General features: G+C 60.1%; 22 protein-coding genes and 1 pseudogene. 16 read left to right on the top strand and 7 right to left on the bottom strand.

The features are described from left to right. Positions 1-90 precede the first annotated feature (90 nt). Positions 91-1,893, top strand: coding sequence for an acyl-CoA dehydrogenase (locus ACYZTY_RS00320; RefSeq protein WP_461956827.1), 1,803 nt, complete (start codon positions 91-93; stop codon positions 1,891-1,893). 126 nt (positions 1,894-2,019) lie between these two features. Here ACYZTY_RS00320 and ACYZTY_RS00315 read toward each other — a convergent pair whose 3' ends face one another. The 4 genes and pseudogenes from ACYZTY_RS00315 to ACYZTY_RS00300 all read right to left on the bottom strand — a co-directional run bounded on the left by ACYZTY_RS00315 (position 2,020) and on the right by ACYZTY_RS00300 (position 4,587). After that, on the bottom strand, positions 2,020-2,727 hold the full coding sequence (locus ACYZTY_RS00315; protein WP_461959423.1) for a methyl-accepting chemotaxis protein: 708 nt from the start codon (positions 2,725-2,727) through the stop codon (positions 2,020-2,022). 204 nt (positions 2,728-2,931) lie between these two features. After that, positions 2,932-3,795: pseudogene (locus tag ACYZTY_RS00310) on the bottom strand (cache domain-containing protein); the annotation flags it as partial. Positions 3,796-4,057: 262 nt separating this feature from the next. Beyond that, positions 4,058-4,360: a cell division protein ZapA gene (locus ACYZTY_RS00305; protein WP_461956826.1), complete on the bottom strand. Its 303-nt coding sequence runs from the start codon at positions 4,358-4,360 to the stop codon at positions 4,058-4,060. Then, entirely contained in the window at positions 4,357-4,587 is a 231-nt protein-coding gene (locus tag ACYZTY_RS00300; protein WP_131061409.1) for a hypothetical protein, read from the bottom strand. The genes ACYZTY_RS00305 and ACYZTY_RS00300 overlap by 4 nt, the downstream gene beginning before the upstream one ends. A gap of 387 nt (positions 4,588-4,974) precedes the next feature. On the opposite strand from ACYZTY_RS00300, the gene ACYZTY_RS00295 reads away from it, so the two are divergent. The 4 genes from ACYZTY_RS00295 to selO all read left to right on the top strand — a co-directional run bounded on the left by ACYZTY_RS00295 (position 4,975) and on the right by selO (position 13,588). Next, entirely contained in the window at positions 4,975-6,600 is a 1,626-nt protein-coding gene (locus ACYZTY_RS00295) for a methyl-accepting chemotaxis protein (protein WP_461956825.1), read from the top strand. A gap of 348 nt (positions 6,601-6,948) precedes the next feature. Continuing rightward, on the top strand, positions 6,949-8,691 hold the full coding sequence (locus ACYZTY_RS00290; protein WP_461956824.1) for a potassium/proton antiporter: 1,743 nt from the start codon (positions 6,949-6,951) through the stop codon (positions 8,689-8,691). A gap of 34 nt (positions 8,692-8,725) precedes the next feature. Then, positions 8,726-12,076 carry a mechanosensitive channel MscK gene (gene mscK / locus ACYZTY_RS00285; protein ID WP_461956823.1) on the top strand — a complete coding sequence of 1,117 codons (3,351 nt, stop codon included), beginning with the start codon at positions 8,726-8,728 and terminating at the stop codon, positions 12,074-12,076. A gap of 48 nt (positions 12,077-12,124) precedes the next feature. Further along, positions 12,125-13,588 carry a protein adenylyltransferase SelO gene (gene selO, locus ACYZTY_RS00280; protein ID WP_461956822.1) on the top strand — a complete coding sequence of 488 codons (1,464 nt, stop codon included), beginning with the start codon at positions 12,125-12,127 and terminating at the stop codon, positions 13,586-13,588. Positions 13,589-13,594: 6 nt separating this feature from the next. On the opposite strand, the gene mazF is transcribed toward selO, so the two are convergent. Continuing rightward, on the bottom strand, positions 13,595-13,957 hold the full coding sequence (gene mazF / locus ACYZTY_RS00275; RefSeq protein ID WP_461956821.1) for a type II toxin-antitoxin system toxin MazF: 363 nt from the start codon (positions 13,955-13,957) through the stop codon (positions 13,595-13,597). Then, positions 13,957-14,226: a type II toxin-antitoxin system antitoxin MazE gene (mazE, locus tag ACYZTY_RS00270; protein WP_461956820.1), complete on the bottom strand. Its 270-nt coding sequence runs from the start codon at positions 14,224-14,226 to the stop codon at positions 13,957-13,959. Before mazE ends, mazF begins: the two co-directional genes overlap by 1 nt. A 270-nt stretch (positions 14,227-14,496) precedes the next feature. On the opposite strand from mazE, the gene trxC reads away from it, so the two are divergent. Next, positions 14,497-14,931 (top strand): thioredoxin TrxC, encoded by a 435-nt coding sequence (gene trxC / locus ACYZTY_RS00265; protein WP_461956819.1) that lies wholly within the window; start codon positions 14,497-14,499, stop codon positions 14,929-14,931. Positions 14,932-15,062: 131 nt separating this feature from the next. On the opposite strand, the gene ACYZTY_RS00260 is transcribed toward trxC, so the two are convergent. Then, positions 15,063-15,833 carry a ParA family protein gene (locus ACYZTY_RS00260; protein ID WP_461956818.1) on the bottom strand — a complete coding sequence of 257 codons (771 nt, stop codon included), beginning with the start codon at positions 15,831-15,833 and terminating at the stop codon, positions 15,063-15,065. A gap of 356 nt (positions 15,834-16,189) precedes the next feature. Between ACYZTY_RS00260 and ACYZTY_RS00255 the strand changes: the two genes are divergently transcribed. The 10 genes from ACYZTY_RS00255 (at position 16,190) to ACYZTY_RS00210 (ending at position 24,208) form a co-directional block, all read left to right on the top strand. Then, positions 16,190-16,915 carry a beta-ketoacyl synthase chain length factor gene (locus tag ACYZTY_RS00255; protein ID WP_461956817.1) on the top strand — a complete coding sequence of 242 codons (726 nt, stop codon included), beginning with the start codon at positions 16,190-16,192 and terminating at the stop codon, positions 16,913-16,915. Continuing rightward, the gene (locus tag ACYZTY_RS00250) at positions 16,891-17,700 is read left to right on the top strand and encodes a lysophospholipid acyltransferase family protein (RefSeq protein ID WP_461956816.1); all 810 of its coding nucleotides are present in this window, start codon (positions 16,891-16,893) and stop codon (positions 17,698-17,700) included. Before ACYZTY_RS00255 ends, ACYZTY_RS00250 begins: the two co-directional genes overlap by 25 nt. Continuing rightward, positions 17,681-17,941: a phosphopantetheine-binding protein gene (locus tag ACYZTY_RS00245; protein ID WP_461956815.1), complete on the top strand. Its 261-nt coding sequence runs from the start codon at positions 17,681-17,683 to the stop codon at positions 17,939-17,941. Before ACYZTY_RS00250 ends, ACYZTY_RS00245 begins: the two co-directional genes overlap by 20 nt. A gap of 9 nt (positions 17,942-17,950) precedes the next feature. Then, positions 17,951-18,205 (top strand): acyl carrier protein, encoded by a 255-nt coding sequence (locus ACYZTY_RS00240; RefSeq protein WP_007992314.1) that lies wholly within the window; start codon positions 17,951-17,953, stop codon positions 18,203-18,205. Then, a complete protein-coding gene (locus ACYZTY_RS00235; RefSeq protein WP_461956814.1) occupies positions 18,202-18,747 on the top strand; it encodes a COG4648 family protein in 546 nt (181 codons plus the stop codon). Before ACYZTY_RS00240 ends, ACYZTY_RS00235 begins: the two co-directional genes overlap by 4 nt. Next, entirely contained in the window at positions 18,744-20,423 is a 1,680-nt protein-coding gene (locus tag ACYZTY_RS00230; RefSeq protein WP_461956813.1) for an AMP-binding protein, read from the top strand. Before ACYZTY_RS00235 ends, ACYZTY_RS00230 begins: the two co-directional genes overlap by 4 nt. 163 nt (positions 20,424-20,586) lie before the next feature. Continuing rightward, a complete protein-coding gene (locus ACYZTY_RS00225; RefSeq protein ID WP_461956812.1) occupies positions 20,587-21,321 on the top strand; it encodes a glycosyltransferase family 2 protein in 735 nt (244 codons plus the stop codon). Then, positions 21,318-22,265, top strand: coding sequence for an LpxL/LpxP family acyltransferase (locus ACYZTY_RS00220; protein ID WP_461956811.1), 948 nt, complete (start codon positions 21,318-21,320; stop codon positions 22,263-22,265). The genes ACYZTY_RS00225 and ACYZTY_RS00220 overlap by 4 nt, the downstream gene beginning before the upstream one ends. Continuing rightward, positions 22,246-23,790: an HAL/PAL/TAL family ammonia-lyase gene (locus ACYZTY_RS00215; RefSeq protein WP_131061425.1), complete on the top strand. Its 1,545-nt coding sequence runs from the start codon at positions 22,246-22,248 to the stop codon at positions 23,788-23,790. Before ACYZTY_RS00220 ends, ACYZTY_RS00215 begins: the two co-directional genes overlap by 20 nt. Then, positions 23,783-24,208 (top strand): acyl-CoA thioesterase, encoded by a 426-nt coding sequence (locus ACYZTY_RS00210; RefSeq protein WP_403103193.1) that lies wholly within the window; start codon positions 23,783-23,785, stop codon positions 24,206-24,208. Before ACYZTY_RS00215 ends, ACYZTY_RS00210 begins: the two co-directional genes overlap by 8 nt. The last annotated feature ends 117 nt before the right edge of the window (positions 24,209-24,325 follow it).

The raw sequence follows: 24,325 nt of genomic DNA, 5'->3' as shown, positions 1-24,325 counted from the left end.
CGCTGCTCCACCATCACGCTCATCAATCATCCTGTTCAGCCTTTATTCCCGCGCCTAGACTCGGTCCATTCCAAAAAAAGGTAGGCCGCCATGTCCGAGACGTTGCTCAGTTCCCGCAATCTGGCTTTCGAGCTGTACGAAGTCCTCGATGCCGAAGGCCTGACCCAGCGTGAGCGTTTCGCCGAGCACAACCGCGAAACTTTCGATGCCGCCATCGGCACTGCCCGCAGCATCGCCGAGAAGTTCTTCGCCCCGCACAACCGCAAGGGCGACGAGAACGAGCCGCGCTATGAAGACGGTCAGGCGATTCTGATTCCGGAAGTGAAACCGGCGGTGGATGCCTTCCTCGAAGCCGGTTTCCTCAACGCGGCGCGCAGTTTCGACGCCGGTGGCATGCAACTTCCTACGCTGCTGTCCCAGGCCTGCTTCGCGCATTTTCAGTCGGCCAACGCGGCGTCAACCTCGTACCCGTTCCTGACCATGGGCGCGGCGAACCTGATTGAAAGCTTCGGCACTGATGAGCAGAAACAGCGCTTCCTGCAACCGATGATCGACGGGCGCTTCTTCGGCACCATGGCCCTGACCGAACCGCACGCCGGTTCGTCGCTGTCGGATATTCGTACACGCGCGGAGCCTGCTGCTGACGGCACCTATCGCCTGAAGGGCAACAAGATTTTCATCTCCGGTGGCGATCACCCGCTGTCGGAAAACATCGTGCATATGGTGCTGGCCAAGTTGCCGGATGCACCGGCCGGGGTGAAGGGAATTTCGTTGTTCATCGTGCCCAAGTTCCTGGTCAAAGATGACGGCAGCCTCGGCAAGCGCAACGACGTCCTGCTGGCGGGCCTGTTCCACAAAATGGGCTGGCGCGGCACCACGTCCACCGCACTGAACTTCGGCGATAACGGCGAGTGCGTCGGTTATCTGGTGGGCAAGCCGCACCACGGTTTGAGCTACATGTTCCAGATGATGAACGAGGCGCGAATCGGTGTCGGCATGGGGGCGGTGATGCTCGGTTACGCCGGTTATCTGTATTCGCTGGAGTACGCCCGCGAGCGTCCGCAGGGTCGTGTGCCAGACAGCAAGGACCCGAACACTGCCCCCGTGGCAATCATTCAGCACGCTGACGTTAAACGCATGTTGCTGACGCAGAAAGCCTATGTCGAAGGCTCGTTCGACCTTGGGTTGTACGCAGCGCGGCTGTTCGATGACACCACCACGCTGGAGACTGAAGAGCAGCGCAAGCAGGCCCACGAACTGCTGGATTTACTGACCCCGATCGTTAAATCCTGGCCGTCGGAGTTCTGCCTGAAGGCCAACGAACTGGCGATCCAGATTCTCGGTGGCCACGGTTATACCCGTGAGTACCCGGTGGAGCAGTATTACCGCGACAACCGTTTGAACCCGATCCACGAAGGTACCCATGGCATTCAGTCGCTAGACTTGCTGGGGCGCAAACTGGCGCAGAACGGTGGTGCGGGGCTCAAGCAATTGATCCGCTTGATAGCCAACACCGCCGAACGAGCGCAAGCGCATGAATCGTTAACCGCGTTGCGAGAACCACTGGAGAAACTGGTCGCGCGCCTGCAATCGGTGACCATTGGTTTGCTGACGGACCTGGGCCAAGGCAAGGTCAACAGCAGCCTGGCGAACTCGGCGTTGTACTTGAAGGTGTTCGGGCACACGGTGATTGGCTGGCGCTGGCTGGAACAGGCGATTCGCGCCGAGGAAGGGCTGGCCAAAGGCAATGCGGCGGATGTGAGCTTCTATAAGGGCAAGCTGCAGGCGGCGCGGTATTTCCTGACGTGGGAAGTGCCGGGTTGTCACCATGAGCTGGCGATTCTTGAGGCTCGGGATGATGTTTGTTTGAACATGCAGGATGAGTGGTTCTGATCCTGAATCTTTGGTGTTGCTGAAGGCCAATCGCGAGCAGGCTCACTCCTACAGTAGTTCTGTGGTGAACACATTACTTGTGAACACCAGTGATCCAATGTAGGAGTGAGCCTGCTCGCGATGGCGTCAGCTCAGTTTGAAAATGCCCATCTGCCGCGCCAAATCATCCGCCAACCGCTGCAACGTCTGACAATCCTCTCGGCAAGCTCTCACTTCCCCAGCCGTCGCCCGAGCCAGATCCGAAATCCCCTGCACATTGCGGTTGATCTCTTCCGTCACCGCCGACTGCTCTTCCGTGGCCGTCGCCACCTGATGGTTCATGTCGCTGATGCGTTCGACCTGCCCGGTAATCGCCGTCAATGACGCGCCGGTACGCTGGCTCGACTCGACTCCTGTACCCGTCGCTGCCTGCCCGGAATGCATGGATAAAACGGCATTCTCCGCGCCCTGCTTGAGGCTGCCGATCATCTGCTGAATCTCGTCGGTCGACGATTGCGTGCGCCGCGCCAATGTCCGCACTTCATCCGCCACCACCGCAAACCCACGTCCCATGTCGCCGGCACGCGCCGCTTCGATGGCCGCGTTCAGTGCCAGCAAATTGGTCTGCTCGGAGATCCCGCGAATGACCGCCAGCACCTGATCGATGGACGCGACCTGATTGGCCAGTTCGCCAACGGCACCCGCCGCAATGCCGATTTCATCTGACATGCTTTCTATATGCCGGATCGAACCGCCCACAACTTCCCGCGCCTGCATGGCTTCATCGCGAGCATTCTGCGAAGCGACGGCGGCATTGCCCGCGTTCTGAGCGATTTCCTGCACCGTCAGGCCCATCTCGTGGACAGCGGTGGCAACCATGTCGGTCATTTCCTGCTGACGACCGGAACGTTCAGCGGTGTTGTCCACCACCCGCGCTACCTGCCCGACGGCGGTGCGCAATCGCTCACTGGTGGTCAGTACTTCGCCAATCATTTCGCGCTGACTGTCGAGGAATCGGTTGAAGCCGCGCGCCAGATCACCCAGCTCATCGGCGCGGCTGGAATCTAACCGGTGGGTCAAATCTCCACCACCGCTACCGATGGCTACCAGTGCCGCTGTTACCTGACGGATCGGCCGCACCAATCCACGGGCCAACAACACCACCAGCATCAGGCAAACCAGCGCCACCGCCAGGCCGATGCCGCTGCTCATCCACATCGCGCGGCGGGCTTCGGCGTAGATCTGCGACTGTGGCACTTCGGCCACCAGGGTCCAACCCAAGTCCCGCAACGGCAGGCTCAATGCCAGGAAATCTTCGCCATCGCGATCGAAGCTGCTGTGGGTGGCAGCTTGTTGGCCCATGACGGCTTGCGCTGCCGGGGCGCCAATCTGTTCGGCCAAGGAGCGCTTACCGCTGAATTGCGCCTCGGGGTGAACTTGGATCAAACCGTCGGAACGCACGAGATAGACCTTGCCGCGCTCACCGAAGTTGAAGTTGTGGATCAGCTCCGACAGCTCTTTCATGCTCAAGCCAAGCCCGGCAACGCCCACGACTTTGCCGGCCTGCTCGACCTTGAGGTCGATGAACAGCGCCAATTCTCCGGTCGCGGTGTCATTGTCGATATTGAGGGTGCGCGGCTGGTTGCTGTCGAGGAATGCGTAGAACCAGGCGTCTTTGGGGTTGGAGCGGCTGAGGGTCCGGTCCAGGCCTTTTTCAGTGAAGTAATGGTTTGAAGCCGTGCCGACAATTAGCGCGGTGAAGGCTTTGTGTTCGGCGCGGATGCCTTCCAGATACTGCACGAACGCGTCTGTCTGGGCACTGTTTTCACCCCCGGCCAGCCAGTCCCGCACCATGCTGTTGCTGGCGATGTCCTTGGCGGCGGTGAGGGGTTGCACGAGGATTCGCTCGATGTCGTTGCGCATCGCTTCGATGCTCGACGGCAGTGCCTGTTCGACCAGATAGCGCTGGGCGAGACGGTTGACCACGAGGGTATAAATGCCAACCACGATCAGGATGCTGACCAGCAGGGCGGTGCCCATGCTGAGGATCAACTGCCATTGAATACTGCGTCGCCAGAACTGCATGGAGCACCCCCAAAGAATAAGAGGCTGAAACACTGCAACAGCCGTGCCGATTGTATACAACTTAATCGACAATCTATTCTTTGGTTGTGCGCAAAGCCTATCAGGCCTGATTGATCGTCTTGGAGATCACTTCAACCGTGGCGCTGACTTGCTCTTGGTAACGGTCGAGTTCCTGCTTGTGCTGCTTTTGCATTTCGATCTGCTGGGAACACAGATTCATCGCGGCCAGTACCAGCAAGCGGTCACCGATCAGCGTCGGGTACTTCCTTTTGGTGTCGGCCAAGGCAGCTTTCAACATCATCGCGGCGTCCAGCAGGGTTTGCTCTTCCCCGGCCGGCGCCTTGATCGAATAGTCCTCCCCCAGGATCGAGACGACTTTTACCCCTGCGGCGCCGTGACTCATGCGCTGACCGGGCCGGCGCTGACGCGCTCAACCAGGGCCTGGATGCGGGCCGCGGTGGCGCCTTGTTTCTCTTCCTGTTCCATCAGGCTCAGTTGCAGGCTTTCGTTTTCATCCTTGGCCTGGGCCAGTTCTGCACTCAGGGTCTGGTTGGTGCCGAGCAGCGTCTGGTTCTGTTGCACCAGGTCGTTGACCAGTTGTTCCAATTGGCTAAGGGATGCTTCCAACATTTTGATTTTCCAAGCATTTTCAAAGGGCGCGTACGATAAAGAAAAGTCACCACGGATGCCAGGGCTATTCAGGCGCAAGGCCTTGATTTTCCTGGCGGGCGACCGTCCTCGTGAGCTTTAAAGACTGTGATCGGTGAATCTGGTTCCTGCACTTCGTCGCTCGATTTTGTAGGAGCGAAGCTTGCTCGCGAAGGACGTTAACGATTACGCGGGCTGTCTGGATGAACCCGCTGCCTGGATATTTTTCGCGAGCAAGCTTCGCTCCTACAGAAAACGGCCTTTCTGCGACAAAAACGCGCAGGCACTCAAGACTTTAGTCGTATGACCGATAAGTCACTCATACGTCAGCTTCAGCGCCGCACGGGTGCGCTCACTTTGGTAAACACCATGTCCCTTCGTAATATGAATATCGCACCGCGGGCGTTCCTCGGTTTCGCCCTGATTGGCGGTTTGATGCTGGTTTTGGGTGTGTTTGCCCTGAACCAGATGAGCAAGATTCGCGGCGCCGGCGAGAACATCGTCCAGAGCAGCGTGCCGAGCATCAAGGCGCTGGATGAGTTCACCCAACTGACGCTGCGTCTGCGGGTCCTGTCCTATCGCCTGTTGACCAACCGCGAACCCGACGTGCAGCAAAAAACCATCGAGCTGTTCGACCAGCGCAATCAACAGATCCGTGCCGCTCAGACTGAGTATGAAAAGTTCATCTCCAGCCCTGAAGAGCGTGCGGCTTACGACCAGTACGTGCAGTTGCTTGGCCAGTATCGTCAGCTTGAAGACCGGATGAAGAGCCTGTCGCGCAACAATCAGATGGAAGAACTGCGCACCTTGCTCAACACCGATCTGCTGAACAACTCTGAAGCCGTCAACGCCGTGCTCAACCGCCTGATGCTGATCAACAACCAACAAGCGGTCGACCTTAACCAGCAGGCAGCGGATCAGTATTCCTCGGCGTTCAACCTGGTCGTCACCCTGCTGGTGATCGCCTCTGGCCTGACGGTGCTGTTCGCCTGGCTGCTGACCAACAGCATCACCAAGCCGATCGCCAATGCCCTGAGCGCTGCCGAAGAAATCGCCGAGGGCAACCTGACTCGCCCGATTACCGTTGATGGCGAAGACGAAGCCGGCCGCTTGCTGCTGGCCATGTCGAAGATGCAGGACAAGCTGCGCGATACCTTGCAGCGGATTTCCGGCTCGGCCACGCAACTGGCGTCCGCTGCGGAAGAATTGAACAGTGTCACCGACGAAAGCGCCCGTGGCCTGACCCAGCAGAACAACGAAATCGAACAGGCTGCCACCGCGGTCAATGAAATGACCAGCGCCGTGGAAGAAGTCGCACGCAACGCCGTGAGCACTTCCGAAGCCTCGAAGAACGCCACTGCCTCGGCCGGTGACGGTCGTGACCTGGTACAGGAAACCGTCAGCGCCATCGAACGCATGAGCGCCGATGTGCAGAGCACGGCGACGCTGATTGGCGATCTGGCCAATGAATCCCGTGACATCGGCAAGGTGCTGGACGTGATTCGCGGCCTGGCTGACCAGACCAACCTGCTGGCATTGAACGCTGCAATCGAAGCCGCACGTGCCGGTGAAGCCGGGCGTGGTTTCGCGGTGGTCGCGGATGAGGTTCGTGCACTGGCGCATCGCACTCAGCAGTCGACCAGCGAAATCGAACGCATGATCGGCAGCATCCAGAGCGGTACCGAACACGCGGTGGATTCGATGCGTAACAGCACCGAACGTGCCGAGTCGACCTTGAACATCGCCCGTGGTGCAGGTCTTTCGCTGGACACCATCAACAGCGCCATTGTCGAAATCAACGAGCGCAACCTGGTGATCGCCAGCGCCGCGGAAGAACAGGCGCAGGTCGCCCGTGAAGTGGACCGTAACCTGGTGAACATCCGTGATTTGTCGGTGCAATCGGCGACCGGGGCGAATCAGACGAGTGCGGCGAGTAATGAATTGTCGCGATTGGCGCTGGACCTGAACAACATGGTTGGGCGGTTTAGCCTCTGATCGGGATTTGGGGGTGCTTTCAAGAGCCACCCCTCACCCCAGCCCTCTCCCCAAGAGGGAGAGGGGAAAGGGAGCCGATCTTCATGCTGTTCAGAACCTGAGTTCGGCTCGATATCTCAGGTCGCAGTATTTAGAACAAACACCTCGGTCAGTCCCCTCGCCCCTCGGGGCGGTCCGACGTTTCGGGAGGGTTAGGGTGAGGGGGCCGGTCGCAAGCCGAACAAAAAATCTGAACACCACACCGTCAAAACCTTTTTGACAGCATCACATTTCAACAGGTTAGAATCGCTGGCACGCAGACTGCATGGTCAGTTTGTGCCCGCCTTTCAGCTTTCTGGAGTACTGCCTTTGAATGCGACGACCATCAACAGCCTGTTCTTGATCGGCGCGTTGCTGGTAGGTGCGAGCATTCTTGTGAGCTCACTTTCCTCCCGCCTTGGCATCCCGATTCTGGTGATCATCCTGGCGGTGGGCATGGCCGCTGGCGTCGACGGCGGCGGCATTATTTTCGATAACTACCCAACGGCTTATCTGGTCGGCAACCTCGCACTCGCGGTGATCCTGCTCGATGGCGGCTTGCGCACCCGGGTCTCGAGTTTCCGCGTGGCGCTTTGGCCCGCGCTATCGCTGGCCACGGTCGGGGTGTTGATCACGACCGCGCTGACCGGCCTGGTCGCCGCCTGGCTGTTCAACCTGAACATCATCCAGGGTTTGCTGATCGGCGCCATCGTCGGCTCCACCGATGCCGCGGCGGTGTTCTCGCTGCTGGGCGGCAAAGGCCTGAACGAGCGGGTCACCGCCAGCCTCGAAATCGAATCCGGCAGCAACGACCCGATGGCGGTGTTTCTCACCGTCACCCTGATCGACATGCTCGCCAGCGGCCAGACCGGCCTGCACTGGAGTCTGCTTGCCCACTTCGTGCGTGAGTTCGGCATCGGTGCCGTCATCGGCCTCGGCGGTGGCTGGGTCATGCTGCAATTGGTCAATCGCATCAACCTGGCCAACGGTCTCTACCCGATTCTGGTGATTGCCGGCGGCCTGGCGGTCTTCGCCCTGACCAACGCCCTGCACGGCAGCGGTTTCCTGGCGGTCTACCTCTGCGGCCTGGTGATCGGCAATCGTCCGGTGCGCAGCCGCCACGGCATTCTGCACATGCTCGACGGCATGGCCTGGCTGGCGCAGATCGGCATGTTCCTGGTGCTGGGGCTGCTGGTGACGCCTCATGACCTGCTGCCCATCGCCCTGCCCGCTTTGGGACTGGCGCTGTGGATGATTCTGTTTGCACGGCCGCTGTCGGTGCTGGTTGGCCTGTTGCCGTTCAAAGCGTTCCATGGCCGCGAAAAGGCGTTTATCTCCTGGGTCGGATTACGCGGCGCGGTCCCGATCATTCTGGCGGTGTTCCCGCTGATGGCCGGCCTGCCGAATGCGCAGCTTTACTTCAACCTCGCCTTCTTTATCGTGCTGGTGTCGTTGCTGGTGCAAGGCACGAGCCTGCCGTGGGTGGCGAAGCTCTTGAAAGTGACCGTTCCGCCGGAGCCGGTACCGATCTCACGCTCAGCGCTGGAGGTGCATGTCACCAGCGAGTGGGAGCTGTTCGTTTATCGCCTCGGTGCCGAAAAATGGTGCATCGGCTCGCCCCTTCGCGAACTGAAAATGCCCGAAGGCACGCGTATCGCCGCACTGTTTCGGGGCCAGCAACTGCTCCATCCGTCGGGTAGTACGGTGCTCGAAGTCGATGATTTGCTGTGTGTTATCGGCCATGAACACAACCTTCCAGCCCTCGGAAAACTCTTCAGTCAGGCACCGCAACGCGGCCTCGATTTGCGCTTCTTCGGCGACTTCGTGCTCGAAGGAGACGCCCAGCTGGCTGCGGTTGCGGCGCTGTACGGGTTGAAGGTCGAAGGCATCGATCCGGACATGTCCCTGGGCCATTTCATTGCCCAGAAAGTCGGCGGTGCTCCAGTAGTCGGCGACCAGGTGGAGTGGAACAACACCATCTGGACCGTTGCGGTCATGGAGGGGAACAAGATCGGCAAAGTGGGCGTCAGATTCCCCGAAGGAAGTCGCCCGGGTCCGGGACTCTTCCTCTAAACTCCACACTTCGTCTCGTTCTCGATCGGTCTCTATGTCAACCCTGCGCACCTTTTTCATCATCGCCCTGCTGGGCTTGAGTCTTTCTGTCGGTACGTTGCAAGCGGCCGAACCGCCGACCAGCGAAGCCGTGCAAGCGAGTCTGGACAAGATCGCCGATCGCAAACTGCCGGAAGCGGATCAGAAGGCCTTGCAGGGCATCCTGCAGAACACGCTGACCCAGCTCAATAACAAGAGCGATTACGATCAGAAACTGATCGCTCTGAAGCAGCAACTGGCCACCGCCCCCCGGCAGAACATTGAGAACCAGCGTGAACTGGCCCGGCTCAAAGCCAGCAAAGTGCAGCCGGTTGCGCAACGCTACGCCAACCAAACGGTCCAGCAGCTCGAGCAAGTGCTCACCGAGCGTTCGACCCAGCAGAGCGATCTGCAGAAAGCACTGGCCGACGCCAACAGTCTGGTGATTACCGCCCAGACCCGTCCCGAGCGCGCCCAGGCCGAAATTTCTGCCAGCCAGACGCGCATCCAGCAGATCAACAACATCCTCAAAACCGGCAAGGACGCCGGCAAGTCTCTGAGCGGCGAACAGCGTGACCTGCTGAATGCCGAACTCGTGGCTCTGAACGCCCTGATCCCGCTACGCCGCGAGGAACTGGCCGGCAACAGCCAGTTGCAGGACCTGGGCAACAGCCAGCATGACTTGCTCTCGGAAAAATCCGATCGCCTGGATCAGGAAATCCAGGAACTGCAAACCCTGATCAACCAGAAGCGCCTGGCCCACTCCCAAGAGGCGGTGACTCAACAATCCATCGAAGCGCAGAAGTCCGGCAGCAGCAGTTTGCTGGCCACCGAAAGCGCGGCGAACCTGAAACTCTCCGACTACCTGCTCAAAAACACCGACCGCCTCAACGCAATCACCCAGCAAAACCTGCAAACCAAGCAGCAACTGGACAGCGTGACCCAAAGCGATTCGGCCCTGGACGAGCAGATCAGCGTACTCAAGGGCAGCCTGCTGCTGTCCAAGATTCTCTACAAACAGAAGGCGGCCCTGCCGCGCCTCAAGCTCGATCGCGACCTGGCCGACCAGATCGCTGACATTCGCCTGATTCAATTCGACGTCAACCAGGAACGGGAACTGCTCAACAACCCGGCGACCTACGTCGACAATCTGTTGGCGACCCAACCGCCGGAGCAAGTCACCCCGCAGCTGCGCAAGAGCTTGCTGGAGCTGGCGACCACCCGCGCAGACCTGCTGGAACGCCTCAACCGCGAACTGAGCGCGGTGCTCAACCAATCCATCACCCTGCAACTCAACCAGAAACAGCTGCTCAGTACCACGCAAAGCCTGCGGGCGACGCTCGATGAACAAATGTTCTGGATTCCCAGCAACAAGCCGCTGGATCTGGAATGGATGCGCGCCGTACCGGATCGCCTGCAACGTCAGGTCACCACACTGCCATGGGCTTCCAGCCTGAGCGAACTGAGTGATGGCCTGATTCAGCGGCCGTTGCTGTTCCTGCCCTTGGTGTTGCTGATCGGCGCCCTGCTGTGGCGGCGTAAAAGCCTGTATGCCCGACTGAACAAGGTTCACCAGGACATCGGCCACTTCAAGCGTGACAGCCAGTGGCACACGCCGCAGGCCATCCTGATCAATATCCTGCTGGCAATGCCGGTCTCGCTGGGCTTGGCGTTATGCGGGCTGGCGTTGCAGATCGACGCCCGCGGGCAGAACGCCAACATGGGCGCGGCGCTGCTGCAAATGGCCCAGGCCTGGCTGGTGTTCTACACCGCTTACCGGATCCTCGCGCCGGGTGGCGTGGCTGAACTGCATTTCCGCTGGGAAAAGCCCCAGGTCGAATTCCTTCAGGGCTGGGTCCGCAGGCTCGGGCTGGTGGTGATGGCATTGGTCGCGGTGGTGGCGGTTGCCGAACTGCAACCCGCGACCCTGGCTGATGACGTGCTAGGCATGCCCGTGGTGCTGATCTGCTACGCGTTGATGGCCTGGTTGCTCAGCCGCCTGCTGGTCAGCAGCCCCACGCACCAGAACGCTTCGCTGTTCCGCAAAGCGGTCGGGGTCATGTTTACAGTCCTGCCCGTCGCGTTATTCGTGGCGGTGTGCTTCGGTTACTACTACACCGCGCTGAAGCTCAGCGACCGGTTGATCAACACCCTTTACCTGCTGATGTTCTGGCTGGTGATCGAAGCCACTTTCGTCCGCGGTCTCAGTGTTGCAGCACGGCGCCTGGCCTACCAACGCGCCCTGGCCAAACGCCAGGCTGCGAAAGAAGCTGGCGACGGCGAAGCGGTGATCGAAGAGCCGACGCTGGACATCGAGAAGGTCAACGAACAGTCCTTGCGCCTGATCCGTCTGGCACTGCTGGGCGGTTTCATCGCGGCGTTGTACTGGGTCTGGTCCGATCTGATCTCGGTGTTCTCGTACCTCGACAACATCACCCTCTACGAATACACCAGCGGCACCGGCGCCAACATGAGCATGGTGCCGATCAGCATCGGCGACATGCTCGGCGCGCTGATCATCATCGGTATCACCTTCGCCCTCGCGCGCAACTTGCCAGGCTTGCTGGAAGTGCTGGTGCTGTCGAAGTTGAATCTGGCACAGGGCAGTGCTTATGCCACGACCACGTTGCTGTCCTACGTGATCGCCGGCATCGGCTTCGTCTCGACCCTGTCGACCCTCGGCGTGAGCTGGGACAAGTTGCAATGGCTGGTGGCGGCGCTGTCGGTCGGTCTCGGTTTCGGGATGCAGGAGATCTTCGCGAACTTCATCTCCGGCATCATGATTCTGTTCGAACGTCCGGTACGGATCGGCGACACGATCACCATCGGCAACCTGTCGGGCACGGTCAGCAAGATCCGCATCCGCGCCACGACCATCACCGACTTCGACCGCAAGGACATCATTGTCCCGAACAAGACGTTCATCACCGGGCAACTGATCAACTGGTCCCTGACCGACACCATCACCCGGGTGACCCTCAAGCTCGGCGTCGATTACGGGTCGGACCTGGACCTGGTGAAAGAGCTGCTGCTCAAAGCTGCTCGTGACAATCCGCGCGTCCTGAAAGACCCGGAGCCCCACGTGTACTTCCTGAACTTCGGCGAAAGCACCCTCGACCACGAGTTGCGCATGCACGTGCGTGACCTCGGTGACCGCAACCCGGTGCTCGACGAGGTCAACCGCTTCATCAACCGCGAGTTCAAGAAGCAGCACATCAACATCTCGTTCCGGCAGATGGAGGTTTACCTCAAGAACCTTCACGGCCAGGAATACAAAATGGTGCCGATCGAGCCGGAAGCCAAAACCATCGTGCCGCTGGTGGATGGCAAGTCGCCCCTTCAGCCGCCGCCCGCCAAGCTCGACTAACCGCCTTATCCCTAGCAGAATGCTCGGACATTCTGCTGGAGATGGCCGTTGAAAGCCCTCGACGAACTGACCTTCGATAATCGCTTCGCCCGCCTCGGCGATACGTTTTCCGCCCATGTCCTGCCCGAGCCCATCGACAATCCGCGTCTGGTGGTGGCCAGTCCTGCCGCCATGGCACTGCTGGATCTCGATCCCGCCGTAGCTGATACCCCGGAGTTCGCCGAGTTGTTCAGCGGCCACAAGCTCTGGGCCGACGCGGTGCCTCGGGCGATGGTCTATTCCGGGCACCAGTTCGGTTCCTACAACCCACAGCTAGGTGATGGTCGTGGCTTGTTGTTGGGCGAGGTCTACAACGAGGCCGGCGAACACTGGGACCTGCACCTCAAAGGCGCTGGCCAGACACCCTTTTCGCGCATGGGCGATGGACGCGCGGTCCTGCGTTCGTCGATCCGCGAGTTTCTCGCTTCCGAAGCGCTGAATGCCCTGAACATCCCGACCACCCGCGCCCTGTGCGTGATCGGCTCCGACACCCCGGTGTGGCGCGAGAAGCAGGAACGCGCAGCCATGGTCCTGCGCATGGCTCCAAGCCATGTGCGATTCGGACATTTCGAGTATTTCTACTACACCAAACGCCCCGAGAAGCAGAAAGAACTCGGCGAGCACGTGCTGGCCATGCATTTCCCTGAGTGCCTGGAACAACCGGAACCGTATCTGGCGATGTTCCGCGAAATCGTCGAACGCAATGCCGAGCTGATCGCTAAATGGCAGGCGTACGGTTTCTGCCACGGCGTGATGAACACCGACAACATGTCGATCCTCGGCATCACCTTCGACTTCGGCCCGTTCGCCTTCCTCGACGACTTCGACGCCCATTTCATCTGCAATCACTCGGATGATCAGGGCCGCTACTCTTTCAGCAACCAGGTGCCGATCGGCCAATGGAACCTCAGCGCCCTCGCCCAGGCACTGACACCGTTCATCAGCGTTGAAGCCCTGCGCGAAACCCTTGGCCTGTACTTGCCGCTGTATCAGGCCCACTACCTGGACCTGATGCGCCGCCGCCTCGGGTTCACCACGGCCGAAGACGATGACCAGAAACTGCTGGAGCACCTGCTGCAACTGATGCAGAACAGCGGCGTCGATTACACGTTGTTCTTCCGCCGTCTGGGGGATGAATCACCAGAACTGGCCGTCGCCCGATTGCGCGACGACTTCGTCGACATCAAGGGTTTCGATGCCTGGGCCGAGTTGTATGTCGCCCGTACGGCTCGTGATGGCGAGGTTGATCAGGAGCAGCGGCGCAAGCGGATGCACGCGGTCAATCCGCTGTACATCCTGCGCAACTACCTGGCGCAGAAAGCCATCGATGCGGCGGAAAGCGGCGACTACTCAGAGGTTCGGCGACTGCACGCGGTGCTGAGCACTCCGTTCGACGAGCAAACGGGGATGGAGAGCTATGCCGAGCGGCCGCCGGAGTGGGGGAAGCATTTGGAGATCAGTTGTTCGTCGTGAGGCTAGTCATTCCAGCGGATCAATGGCACTGACGACGCGAGCAACGATGTCTGCCATCGTAACGTCATCAAGTCGCTCAATGAATTTGGCTGAGCCGTCGCGAACACGTTGCTCGATATCAAAACTACGTACCTGATTACAAACCGCGACGCCGTTCGTTTCGTGGCCGGAGACGAGGACCGCCAAACCGGAGTTTCGACTGAAGCTCCCGCCACTGGTCACCGGCACAGTCATGCTGACACCCAAGGAGTTGATTTCCCTTGGCGTAATCACCACGAAGCGATGCCGATTCATCATTTCTCTTCCTGCAACCGGGTTCGGATCAATCCAGTAAACATCACCCCGTTGCGGGGCCTGCCGCCGAACCATCAACCTAACTCCCGGCCAACTGGATCGCCTTCACGTGCATACGCCGTCTGCGCATTCAGTTCCGCCATATCTTCGGAACCTTCCAGCAACTCTGCAAGGCTGTAGCGCTTGTGAGAAGGCTGTACAACCGGGCGGGCAATCAACTCACCGTCGACCACATTCAGTTCCAGTTGCGCTCCTACTTCCAGGTGCAGGAGCTTCAGCAACGTTGGCGGGAGAGTAATCACCGCAGCACCACCTTGACGGCGGATTTTGGAAGTCACGGACATGGGATAACTCCTATCCGACAATTGAGAGATATCGACTTTTCGATAAGTGCAACAAAAGTAGCACGAGGCTAAAGGCAAAGCGAACTCCTCATAAAGAGATTTGAAACGGTGAAGTTGCTTCCAGCGTAGTCACCGATCCGACCTCAAAACTGCGGAATATGTGAGCATTTGCGACAATCGCTGCTCCTGACCCATCTTTTGCTGGCTTGATAAAAGCAGCTTGCGACTCCAGATCAGTTTTAGACTGCCCAAACATTCAGAGCTCCGACCATGACCGACCCACTCCTCATCCCCTGCCCCCACTGCAACGGCCTCAACCGCATCCCCGCCGAACGCCTCGACGACCATCCAAAGTGCGGCCGCTGCAAAGCCGAGGTCTTGCTGAACAAGCCGTTCGAATTGAAGCAAGGCGATTACGCCAGCCAGATCAAGGGTGATCTGCCGTTGCTGGTGGATGTGTGGGCGGATTGGTGCGGGCCGTGCAAGTCGTTTGCGCCGGTGTTCGAGCAGGCGGCGGGGCAATTGGCGGGTAAATGTCGGCTGGCGAAACTGGACAGTGAGGCGAATCAGCAATTGTCGGCACAATTGGGGATTCGCTCGATTCCGAGTTTGATTCTGTTCAAGAACGGCCGGGAAGTGGCGCGTCAGAGCGGTGCGTTTCCGTTACCGCAGTTGATGAGCTGGTTGGGTAGCCAAGGAATCTGAAAACACCACACATCCAATTGTAGGAGTGAGCCTGCTCGCGATAGCGGTTTAACATTCAACATCTCTGCTGACTGATCTGTCGCTATCGCGAGCAGGCTCACTCCTACAGTAGTTTGGTGTCGCTCCAGGGATCAGGCGTTTTCGAGGAGGTTATGCAGCTCGACAAACTGCTGGGTCAGCTTGTGCCGTGGGTCGAGGTGGATCAGCGGTGTATTGGCCTGGTGGGATTCGCGCATGCGCACCGAGCTGGTCAGGTACACCGGCAACACCGGTAAACCTTCGGCGATCAACTCGTCGAGAATTTGCTGCGGCAGGCTGGCGCGAGCCTGGAACTGATTGACCACGATGCCTTCGACTTCCAGGCCTTCGTTGTGGTCTTCCTTCAATTCTTCGATTTCCGCCAGCAGGCCGTACAGCGCCTGGCGCGAGAAGCTGTCGCAGTCGAAGGGGATCAGCACCCGATCAGCGGCAATCAATGCCGATACCGCGTAGAAGTTCAGGGCTGGCGGGGTATCGAGGTAGATACGGTCGTAATCTTCCCCCAGCTCCTCAAGCAGTTTGCGCAGCTTGTTGATTTTGTGTTTGGCCTCAAGCTTGGGCTGCAAGTCGGCCAACTCGGCGGTCGCGGTGATGACGTGGAGGTTGTCGAACGGCGTTTCGTAGATATCGACCTGATTTTTCTTCGAGAACGGTCCAGAGGACAGGGTTTGCTTGAAGAAGTCGGCGATGCCCATCGGGATATTATCCCCGGTGAGGCCCGTCAGGTACTGAGTGGAGTTGGCCTGGGCATCGAGATCCACCAACAGGGTGCGATAACCCTCGCTGGCGCTGACCGCCGCCAGATTGCAGGCAATGCTGGATTTGCCCACGCCACCTTTCTGATTGAACACCACGCGCCGCATGTGAAAAACCTCCGTGTATCAAAGAATGACCGAGTGTAGTAGTCCACGGCGCTGCTTAGCTACCTCATCGGCATAGGGACTACACAGTCAGCGGCAATCTCTCAATAAAAAAGCCGCCAAACCTGCCATTGATGACAGACAGAACCGACAGACGCGTCCACCCTGATTGTGAATAATGGCCATACGACAGCTTTTAGCGGACAAACCAGTACATTTGAGTGCGCAAAATGTAACCATCATTTGCTACACGCCTACCGCAACGGGATAATGCGCGCCACTCGGCGCCAAGCGCCACGTAAGGTCGTCGCGTATTTCTGCGACTCGCCGCGTCAAGAAAGCCCGCAGGGGCGGGATGAATGCCTGTGATCAATTTCAACATCGCCCAATGGCGCGCGTGGGCCCCTGGGCTCGAAAGCGTGGACGATTGGCAGGCCTGGAGCCGACAACCGGTCGTGCTTCAGAGCAGCGATGCCGCCCCCGACGTGTCTTTTCTGCCAGCCATGCAGCGCCGACGGCTCAGCCGTCTGGCGCGGATGGCATTCAGCGTTGGCTGGCCTCTGGCCGATGGTCGGCAGGACCTACCGTTGGTCTTTATTTCCCGCCATGGCGAAACACCCCGCACGTTCGAAATCCTGAGCGATCTGGCAGCAGAACAGCCGTTGTCACCGACTCAATTCAGCTTGTCGGTGCACAACGCGGTCATTGGCCTGTGGTCGATCATGCGCGGTGAAACCAGCGAAATGACCGCCCTTGCCGCCGCCGGTGACGGCCTTGAACACGGCATGCTAGAGGCCGCGGCGCTGCTTGCCGAAGGCGCGCCTGCCGTACTGCTGATCGTCACCGAAGAACAACCGCCCGAAGCCTATTCAGCCTGGATCGACGACGTTCCATTCCCTTATGCCGTCGGCCTGTTACTGACACCAGGCACCGACTGGCAGCTGTCCCTGAACAGCGCTGCAGATGAGTTGTCCAACGCCCACTGGCCCCATGCCCTGAATCTCTTGCGTACCCTGCTCGGCCAGCAGACCACCTGCCAACATGCCTGGAAAAATCGTGTATGGACCTGGCAACGCAACCTGTAACCGAAAAAAACCGCGACGCCTATTACTGGCGTCTGCTGGCGACCGCCGCAAGCTTCACCCTGTTCGGGTTGGGCGGGCTGTGCCTGCGGCTGATGGTTTTCCCGTTGCTGAACTGCCTGCCCGGCGATGCACAGACTCATCGGTTACGGGCACGGCAGACCGTCAGTCGCTGCTTTTGGTTTTTTGTCCGTTTCATGGCCCGTACCGGCGTACTGACCTACGACATCCAGGGCGCGGAGAAGCTTGGTCGCCCGGGCCAGATGATCATGGCCAATCACCCGTCGCTGATCGATGTGGTGTTCCTGATCGGACTGGTGCGCCACTCCAACTGCGTGGTCAAGAAAAGCCTGTGGGAGAACCCGTTCACCCGCGGTCCGCTACGCCGCACCGACTACATCAGCAACGACGGCAGCATGGACATGCTCGACGCTGCGGCTGACGCACTGAAAAGCGGTCAAACGTTGATCATCTTTCCCGAAGGCACTCGCACCCAACCAGGCGAACCGCCGGCCTTTCATCGGGGCGGTGCATCCATTGCCCTGCGGGGTGCGAAAATCCTGACCCCGGTGATTATCAAGGTCAGCCCGACCACATTGACCAAGGCTGAACCCTGGTATCGCATCCCGAAACGTCGCGTGCACTTCAGTTTCCGCGTCGGGGCCGATATAGACCCACAAGCCTTTGCCGCGTGTGGCCCTGCGCCTCAAGCTTCGCGCAAGCTCAACGATTATTTGCACTCTTACTTTATTAAGGAGCTCGCCGAAGATGAGCGATCTGCACCGTGACATCAAACTGCTGATCATCGACGCCCTGGGCCTTGAAGACATCAGCGCCGACGACATTAAAGACGACCAGGCCTTGTTTGGCGAAGGCCTGGGCCTCGACTCGGTAGACGCCCTGGAACTTGGCTTGGCAATCCAGAAAAAGTACGGCATCAAAATCGACGCCGACGCCAAGGACACCCGTAATCACTTCAGCAACGTGGCGAGCCTTGCGGCGTTCGTCACCGCAAAACAGGCAGCTTGAGACCGGACCATGCAAACTCGTGACGACATTTTCAACACCCTGCGCGATGCCTTGGTCGAACTCTTCGAGCTGGACCCTGAGCGCGTGAGCCTCGAATCCAATTTGTATCAGGACCTGGAAATCGACAGCATCGACGCCGTCGACCTGATCGATCACATCAAGCGTCAGACCGGCAAGAAAATCGCCGCCGAAGAATTCAAATCGGTGCGTACCGTCAGCGACGTGGTCGAGGCGGTCTACCGTCTGGTTCAACCGGCCGCATGAGTCGACTGATCGGCCTTGGCCTGCTGCTGGCGGGCCTGTTGTACCCCTTTGCGGTGTATTTCGGCATGGAACACTTTGCTCCGTGGCAGTTCGGTCTGCTGCTGGGCAGCCTGTGGCTGGCACGGGCGCTGCTGGGTGCGCGTCGCCCTGGCAGCCTGTGGATGGCGCTCACCGCGATTGGCTTTTGCCTGTTGCTGGCGCTGTTCGACAGCCCGTTGTTACTGCGCTGGTATCCGGTGCTGATCAGCGCGTTCATGCTCGGGCTGTTTGGCCTGAGCCTGAAAATCGGGCCACCAATGGTTGAACGCCTGGCGCGCCTGCGTGAACCGCATTTGCCGGCCAAGGCGATTGTTTATACCCGCCAGGTGACGATCGTCTGGTGTGTGTTTTTCCTCTGTAACGGTTTGCTCGCCACCGCCCTGACTCTTTGGGCGCCGCTGAGTTGGTGGATGTTGTACACCGGCCTGATTTCCTATGGATTGATGGGCCTGCTGTTTGCCATTGAATGGCTTATACGACAACGGGTACGAGGCCACCCATGAATTGGATAAAACTTGAGCAGCTGTTGCTCAAGGCCCAGCCGGAACGTGCCGTAACGGCCGAACCCGCATTGAATCACGCCCACCTGTGCGAACAGGCGTTGAGCCTCGCGGCCGGCCTGCAATCCCAGGGCGTGCAGCGCATTGCCGTGCACCTTGAAGACGCCGCTGACCTGGCGATTGCCCTGCTCGGCGCCTGGCGTGCCGGGGTCAGCGTGCTGCTGCCTGCCGACCTGCAAGCGCAGACTCGCCAACGCTGGTCGAGCGAAGTCGATCTGTGGCTGACCGATCTGGCCGATGACGCGCACCTCATCGATTTTCGACATCCGCCCATGTCCCCCGCAGAACTGGACCTGGACGCCTGTCAGCTAAGCCTGTGTACGTCCGGTTCCAGTGGCGAACCCAAGCGCATCGACAAAAACCTGCGCCAGATAGCCAATGAAGTTCAGGCGCTGGAACAGCTCTGGGGCGCCGAACTGGGCCAGGCATGCATCATCGGCAGCGTCGCCACCCAGCACATCTACGGTCTGCTGTTTCGGGTGCTGTGGCCGCTGTGCGCCGGGCGCCCGTTTGTGCGCAAGCAACTGGCCTTCCCGGAAGACCTGCAACGCGCCAGCCGCGAACACCCGGCGTTTGCCTGGGTCGCCAGCCCGGCGCTGCTCAAGCGCATGGGCGACAACCTCGACTGGCCGGCCTTGAGTGCGGTTCGCCGAGTATTTTCCTCCGGTGGCGCGCTACCGGCCGAGGCCGCGCAAAGCCTTCACGAGCGCCTGCATCAGTGGCCGACGGAAATCCTCGGCAGCTCCGAAACCGGTGGCATCGCCTGGCGTCAGGGTCACGATCTCTGGCAGCCGTTTGCGGGCGTCGAGCTGAGTCAGGACAGCGATGGCGCCCTGTTGATCGCCTCTCCTTACTTGCCGGCCGGCCACATCGAACACAGCGCTGACGCCGCCAGAATTGCTGCCGACGGTCGATTCGAACTGCTCGGACGGCTGGACCGGATCGTCAAACTGGAAGAAAAACGTATCTCGCTGCCGATGCTGGAAAAGGCGCTGATGGACCATGACTGGGTCGCGGAAGCACGTCTCGGTGTGGTCCAGGAAAACCGCGCCTCGCTGGGTGCGCTGGTGGTGCTGACGGACGCAGGCCTTCATGCCTTGCGCAATCAGGGCCGACGCACCCTCACGCAAGAATTGCGTCAGCACCTGAGCCAGCATTGCGAAGCCCTGGCCCTGCCACGACGCTGGCGATTACTGCGGCAATTGCCCCTGAACGCTCAGGGCAAACTGCCACAGGCCGACGTCGAAGCCTTGCTGCTTGCTCCCCGCCCCAAAGCGCCAGAAGTGTTGGAGCAGGTTGAAGTCGAGGGTGAGTGGAGCCTGCAACTGGCGGTGCCACCGGACTTGGCTTACTTCAGCGGACACTTCCCTCAAACGCCAGTACTGCCTGGCGTGGTGCAGGTGGATTGGGCGCTGAGCCTCGGCCAGCAATTGATGGACCTGCCGGCCAAATTCGCCGGTATGGAAGTGCTGAAGTTCCAGCAACTGGTGCGCCCGGGCGATGAAGTCCAGCTGCACCTGCGCTTCGACCCGGAACGCGGCAAATTGTATTTCGCCTACCGCAATGAAATCGCGACCTGTTCCAGTGGGCGGATTTTGCTGGAGGCGGCCTGTGGATAAGTTGAAGTCCCCTGTAGCAGCTACCGAAGGCTGCGGCCGAGTGCGAAGCGCTCGCATGGCATCCACCACCATTCTTCTGAGAATCCGCAAATACCGGTTTACGACCGCTTCGCGGCCGGACGCAGGCTTCGCCAGCTGCTACAAGGGTGAGGTGTGACTCGGTATGCATAACCCCTGCGCAATCATCCCGGTCTACAACCACGAAACCGCGATTACCACGGTGGTCGACGCGCTGATCGCCAGTGGCCTGCCGTGCATTCTGGTGGACGACGCCAGCGATCAATCCTGCGCCAGGGTGCTCGACCAACTGGCCCAGCGTGAGATGGTCAACCTGATCCGCCTCGCCGCCAATCAGGGCAAGGGCGGTGCGGTCATGACCGGGTTGCGTGAAGCCTCGCGCCTGGGCTTCAGCCACGCCTTGCAAGTGGACGCCGACGGCCAACACGACCTGCAAGATGTCGCGACGTTCATCGAACAATCACGCGCGCACCCCAAAGCGGTGATCTGCGGTTATCCGCAATACGACGCCAGCGTGCCGAAAGGCCGTTTGTACGCCCGTTACCTGACGCACGTGATGGTGTGGATCAACACGCTTTCATTGCAGATCCGCGACTCCATGTGCGGTTTCCGCGTCTACCCATTACCCCCGACCCTGGCGCTGATCGACTCGGCGAAGATCGGCAAGCGGATGGATTTCGACTCGGACATCCTCGTGCGACTGGCCTGGCGCAATCAGCCGATGCAGTGGCTGCCGACCAAAGTTCATTACCCGCTGGACGGTGTCTCGCATTTCCGTATGTTCCACGACAATGTGCTGATTTCGAGCATGCACACCCGGCTGTTCTTCGGCATGTTGCTGCGGGCTCCGGTGATCCTCTGGCGACGGTGGCGAGCATGAGCAGCAACGTGGATAAAGAACACTGGGCCGACCGTCAGGAACGCGGCAGTTTCTGGCTGATGAAACTCACCGCGTTCGGCGCCAAAGTGCTGGGCCGGCGGCTGTTGAGTCCGCTGCTGTATGGCATCGTCCTGTACTTTTTCCTGTTCGGTCGCAGCGCACGCCGCAGCGCCTGGCAATACCAGCAACGCCTCGCGAACTGGAGCGCTCGCCCTGAATTGCGTCCGACCCACTGGCGAGTCTTCAGCCAGTTCATGGCCTTCGCCGATTCGATGCTCGACAAACTCGACGTGTGGAACGGCAAGCTGAGCATCGAGCACATCGAAATTGTCGACCCGGCGCTGCTGCGAAATCAGTTGCGCGGCACTCGCGGGCAGATGCTGGTGGGCGCGCACCTGGGCAACCTCGAAGTCTGTCGCGCCCTGGCGGAAATAGGTGAGAAGGTCACCATGAACGTGCTGGTGCACACCAAGCACGCCGAGCAGTTCAACCGTTTACTGGGCGAAGCCGGTGCGACCAATCTGCGGCTGATTCAGGTCAGCGAACTGGACCCGGTGATCATGCTGCAACTGCATGAACGCCTGGAGCGCGGCGAGTGGCTGGCGATTGCCGGTGACCGCGTCCCCCTGCATGGCGGACGCAGCGTGACGGTGGACTTCCTCGGTCATCAGGCCGCGTTCCCGCAAGGGCCGTGGCTGCTCGCCGGCTTGCTGAAATGCCCGATCCATCTGCTGATGTGCCTGAAGAAACCGACGGGCCAATACCGAGTGACTCTCGAACCGTTTGCCGAGGCCGTGGTGTGGAAACGCAGCGACCGCGAACAGGTCATTCATCAGTGGGCTTCCCGCTACGCCGAACGCCTGGGTCACTATTGCCTCGATGCGCCCCAACAATGGTTCAACTTTTACCCTTTCTGGAAGACCGATGACGACGCCAACGCTTGAGCCGGTAACCTTCGGCGAACTCCCTTTGCGCATCGAAGACGTGCTGGCCGCGGCCAACCGTCAGGTGCCGACGCAGTTGCAAAGCGACCCTGCGTACCGTGAGCGCATCGCCAAGGGCGCGCGATTCCTCGACTCCCTGCTGGACAAGGAAGGCGTGATCTATGGCGTGACCACGGGTTACGGCGACTCCTGCGTGGTCGCAGTGCCGCTGCATCACGTCGAGGCGTTACCCCGTCATCTGTACACCTTCCACGGCTGCGGCCTGGGCAAACTGCTCGACGCCCAAGCCACTCGCGCAGTGCTCGCGGCGCGTTTGCAGTCGCTGTGCCACGGCGTGTCCGGGGTGCGGGTGGAACTGCTGGAGCGCCTTCAGGCGTTCCTCGAACACGACATCCTGCCGCTGATCCCGGAAGAAGGCTCGGTGGGCGCCAGCGGCGATCTGACGCCACTGTCCTACGTCGCCGCGACCTTGTCCGGCGAGCGCGAAGTGATGTTCCGTGGCGAGCGCCGACAAGCCGCCGACGTCCATCGCGAGCTCGGCTGGCAGCCACTGGTGCTGCGCCCGAAAGAAGCGCTGGCACTGATGAACGGCACCGCCGTGATGACCGGCCTCGCCTGCCTGGCCTACGCCCGCGCCGATTACCTGCTGCAACTGGCCACCCGCATCACCGCGCTGAACGTGGTCGCGCTGCAAGGCAATCCCGAGCACTTCGACGAGCGCCTGTTCGCCGCCAAACCGCACCCGGGGCAGATGCAAGTCGCCGCGTGGCTGCGCAAGGATCTGGCGATCGACGCGCCGACCGCACCGCTGCATCGCCTGCAAGACCGCTACTCGCTGCGTTGCGCGCCGCATGTCCTCGGCGTCTTGGCCGACAGCCTGAACTGGCTGCGCTCGTTCATCGAAATCGAGCTCAACAGCGCCAACGACAACCCGATCATCGACGCCGAAGCCGAACGCGTGCTGCACGGCGGGCACTTCTACGGCGGCCACATTGCGTTCGCCATGGACAGCCTGAAAAACCTGGTGGCCAACGTGGCCGATCTGCTGGATCGCCAACTCGCGCTGTTGGTGGACGAGCGGTACAACCATGGCTTGCCGAGCAATTTGTCCGGCGCCACGGCTGACCGCGCGATGCTCAATCACGGTTTTAAAGCTGTGCAGATCGGCACCAGTGCCTGGACCGCCGAAGCGTTGAAAAACACCATGCCGGCCAGCGTCTTCTCGCGCTCCACCGAATGCCACAACCAGGACAAAGTGAGCATGGGCACCATCGCCGCCCGCGATGCGATCCGCGTGCTGGAGCTGACCGAACAAGTCGCCGCCGCCACCCTGCTCGCCGCCAACCAGGGCGTGTGGCTGCGCAGCAAGGCCGAGGACGCGCGTCCACTGCCGCCAGCGCTGGCGGCCATGCATGAAGAACTGGCCAAGGACTTCCCGCCGGTCATCGAAGACCGTGCACTGGAAGGCGAATTGCGCCTGTGCCTCAAGCGTATCGCCGAGCAACACTGGAGGCTGCATGCGTAGCAAGGGAGTGCTTCACACCGATACGGAAATCCTCGTGCCGTTCTTTGACGTCGACACCATGAACGTGGTTTGGCACGGCCATTACGTCAAATACCTGGAAGTGGCCCGGTGTGCGCTGCTGGACAAGATCGGCCACAACTACACCGCCATGGTCGAGTCGGGTTACGCCTGGCCGGTGATCGACCTGCAATTGCGTTATGTGCGCGGCGCCGTGTTTGGCCAGAAGCTGAACGTACGCGCCAATCTGGTGGAATGGGAGAACCGTCTGAAGATCAATTACCTGATCAGTGATCTGCAAACCGGTGAGCGTTTGACCCGCGCCAGTTCCGTACAGGTCGCCGTCGACATGAGTAGCCGCGAGATGCAGTTGGCCTCACCGAAAATCTTCACCGATGCCGTTGAAAGGATGCTCGCATGAACCTGCTGACAACCCTCTGTAGCAGCTGGCGAAGCCTGCGTCGGCCGGTCCGCGCTCGGGCGCAGCAGTCGCCTCGCGTTTCCCCTGATGCACCGCGTGTGCAGGTTTTACGACGGC

It is taken from the genome of Pseudomonas sp. LB1P83 (genome assembly GCF_054897885.1).
The sequence above is the reverse complement of the archived record's forward strand: the minus strand, read 5'-3'. Positions and strand labels throughout refer to the sequence as shown.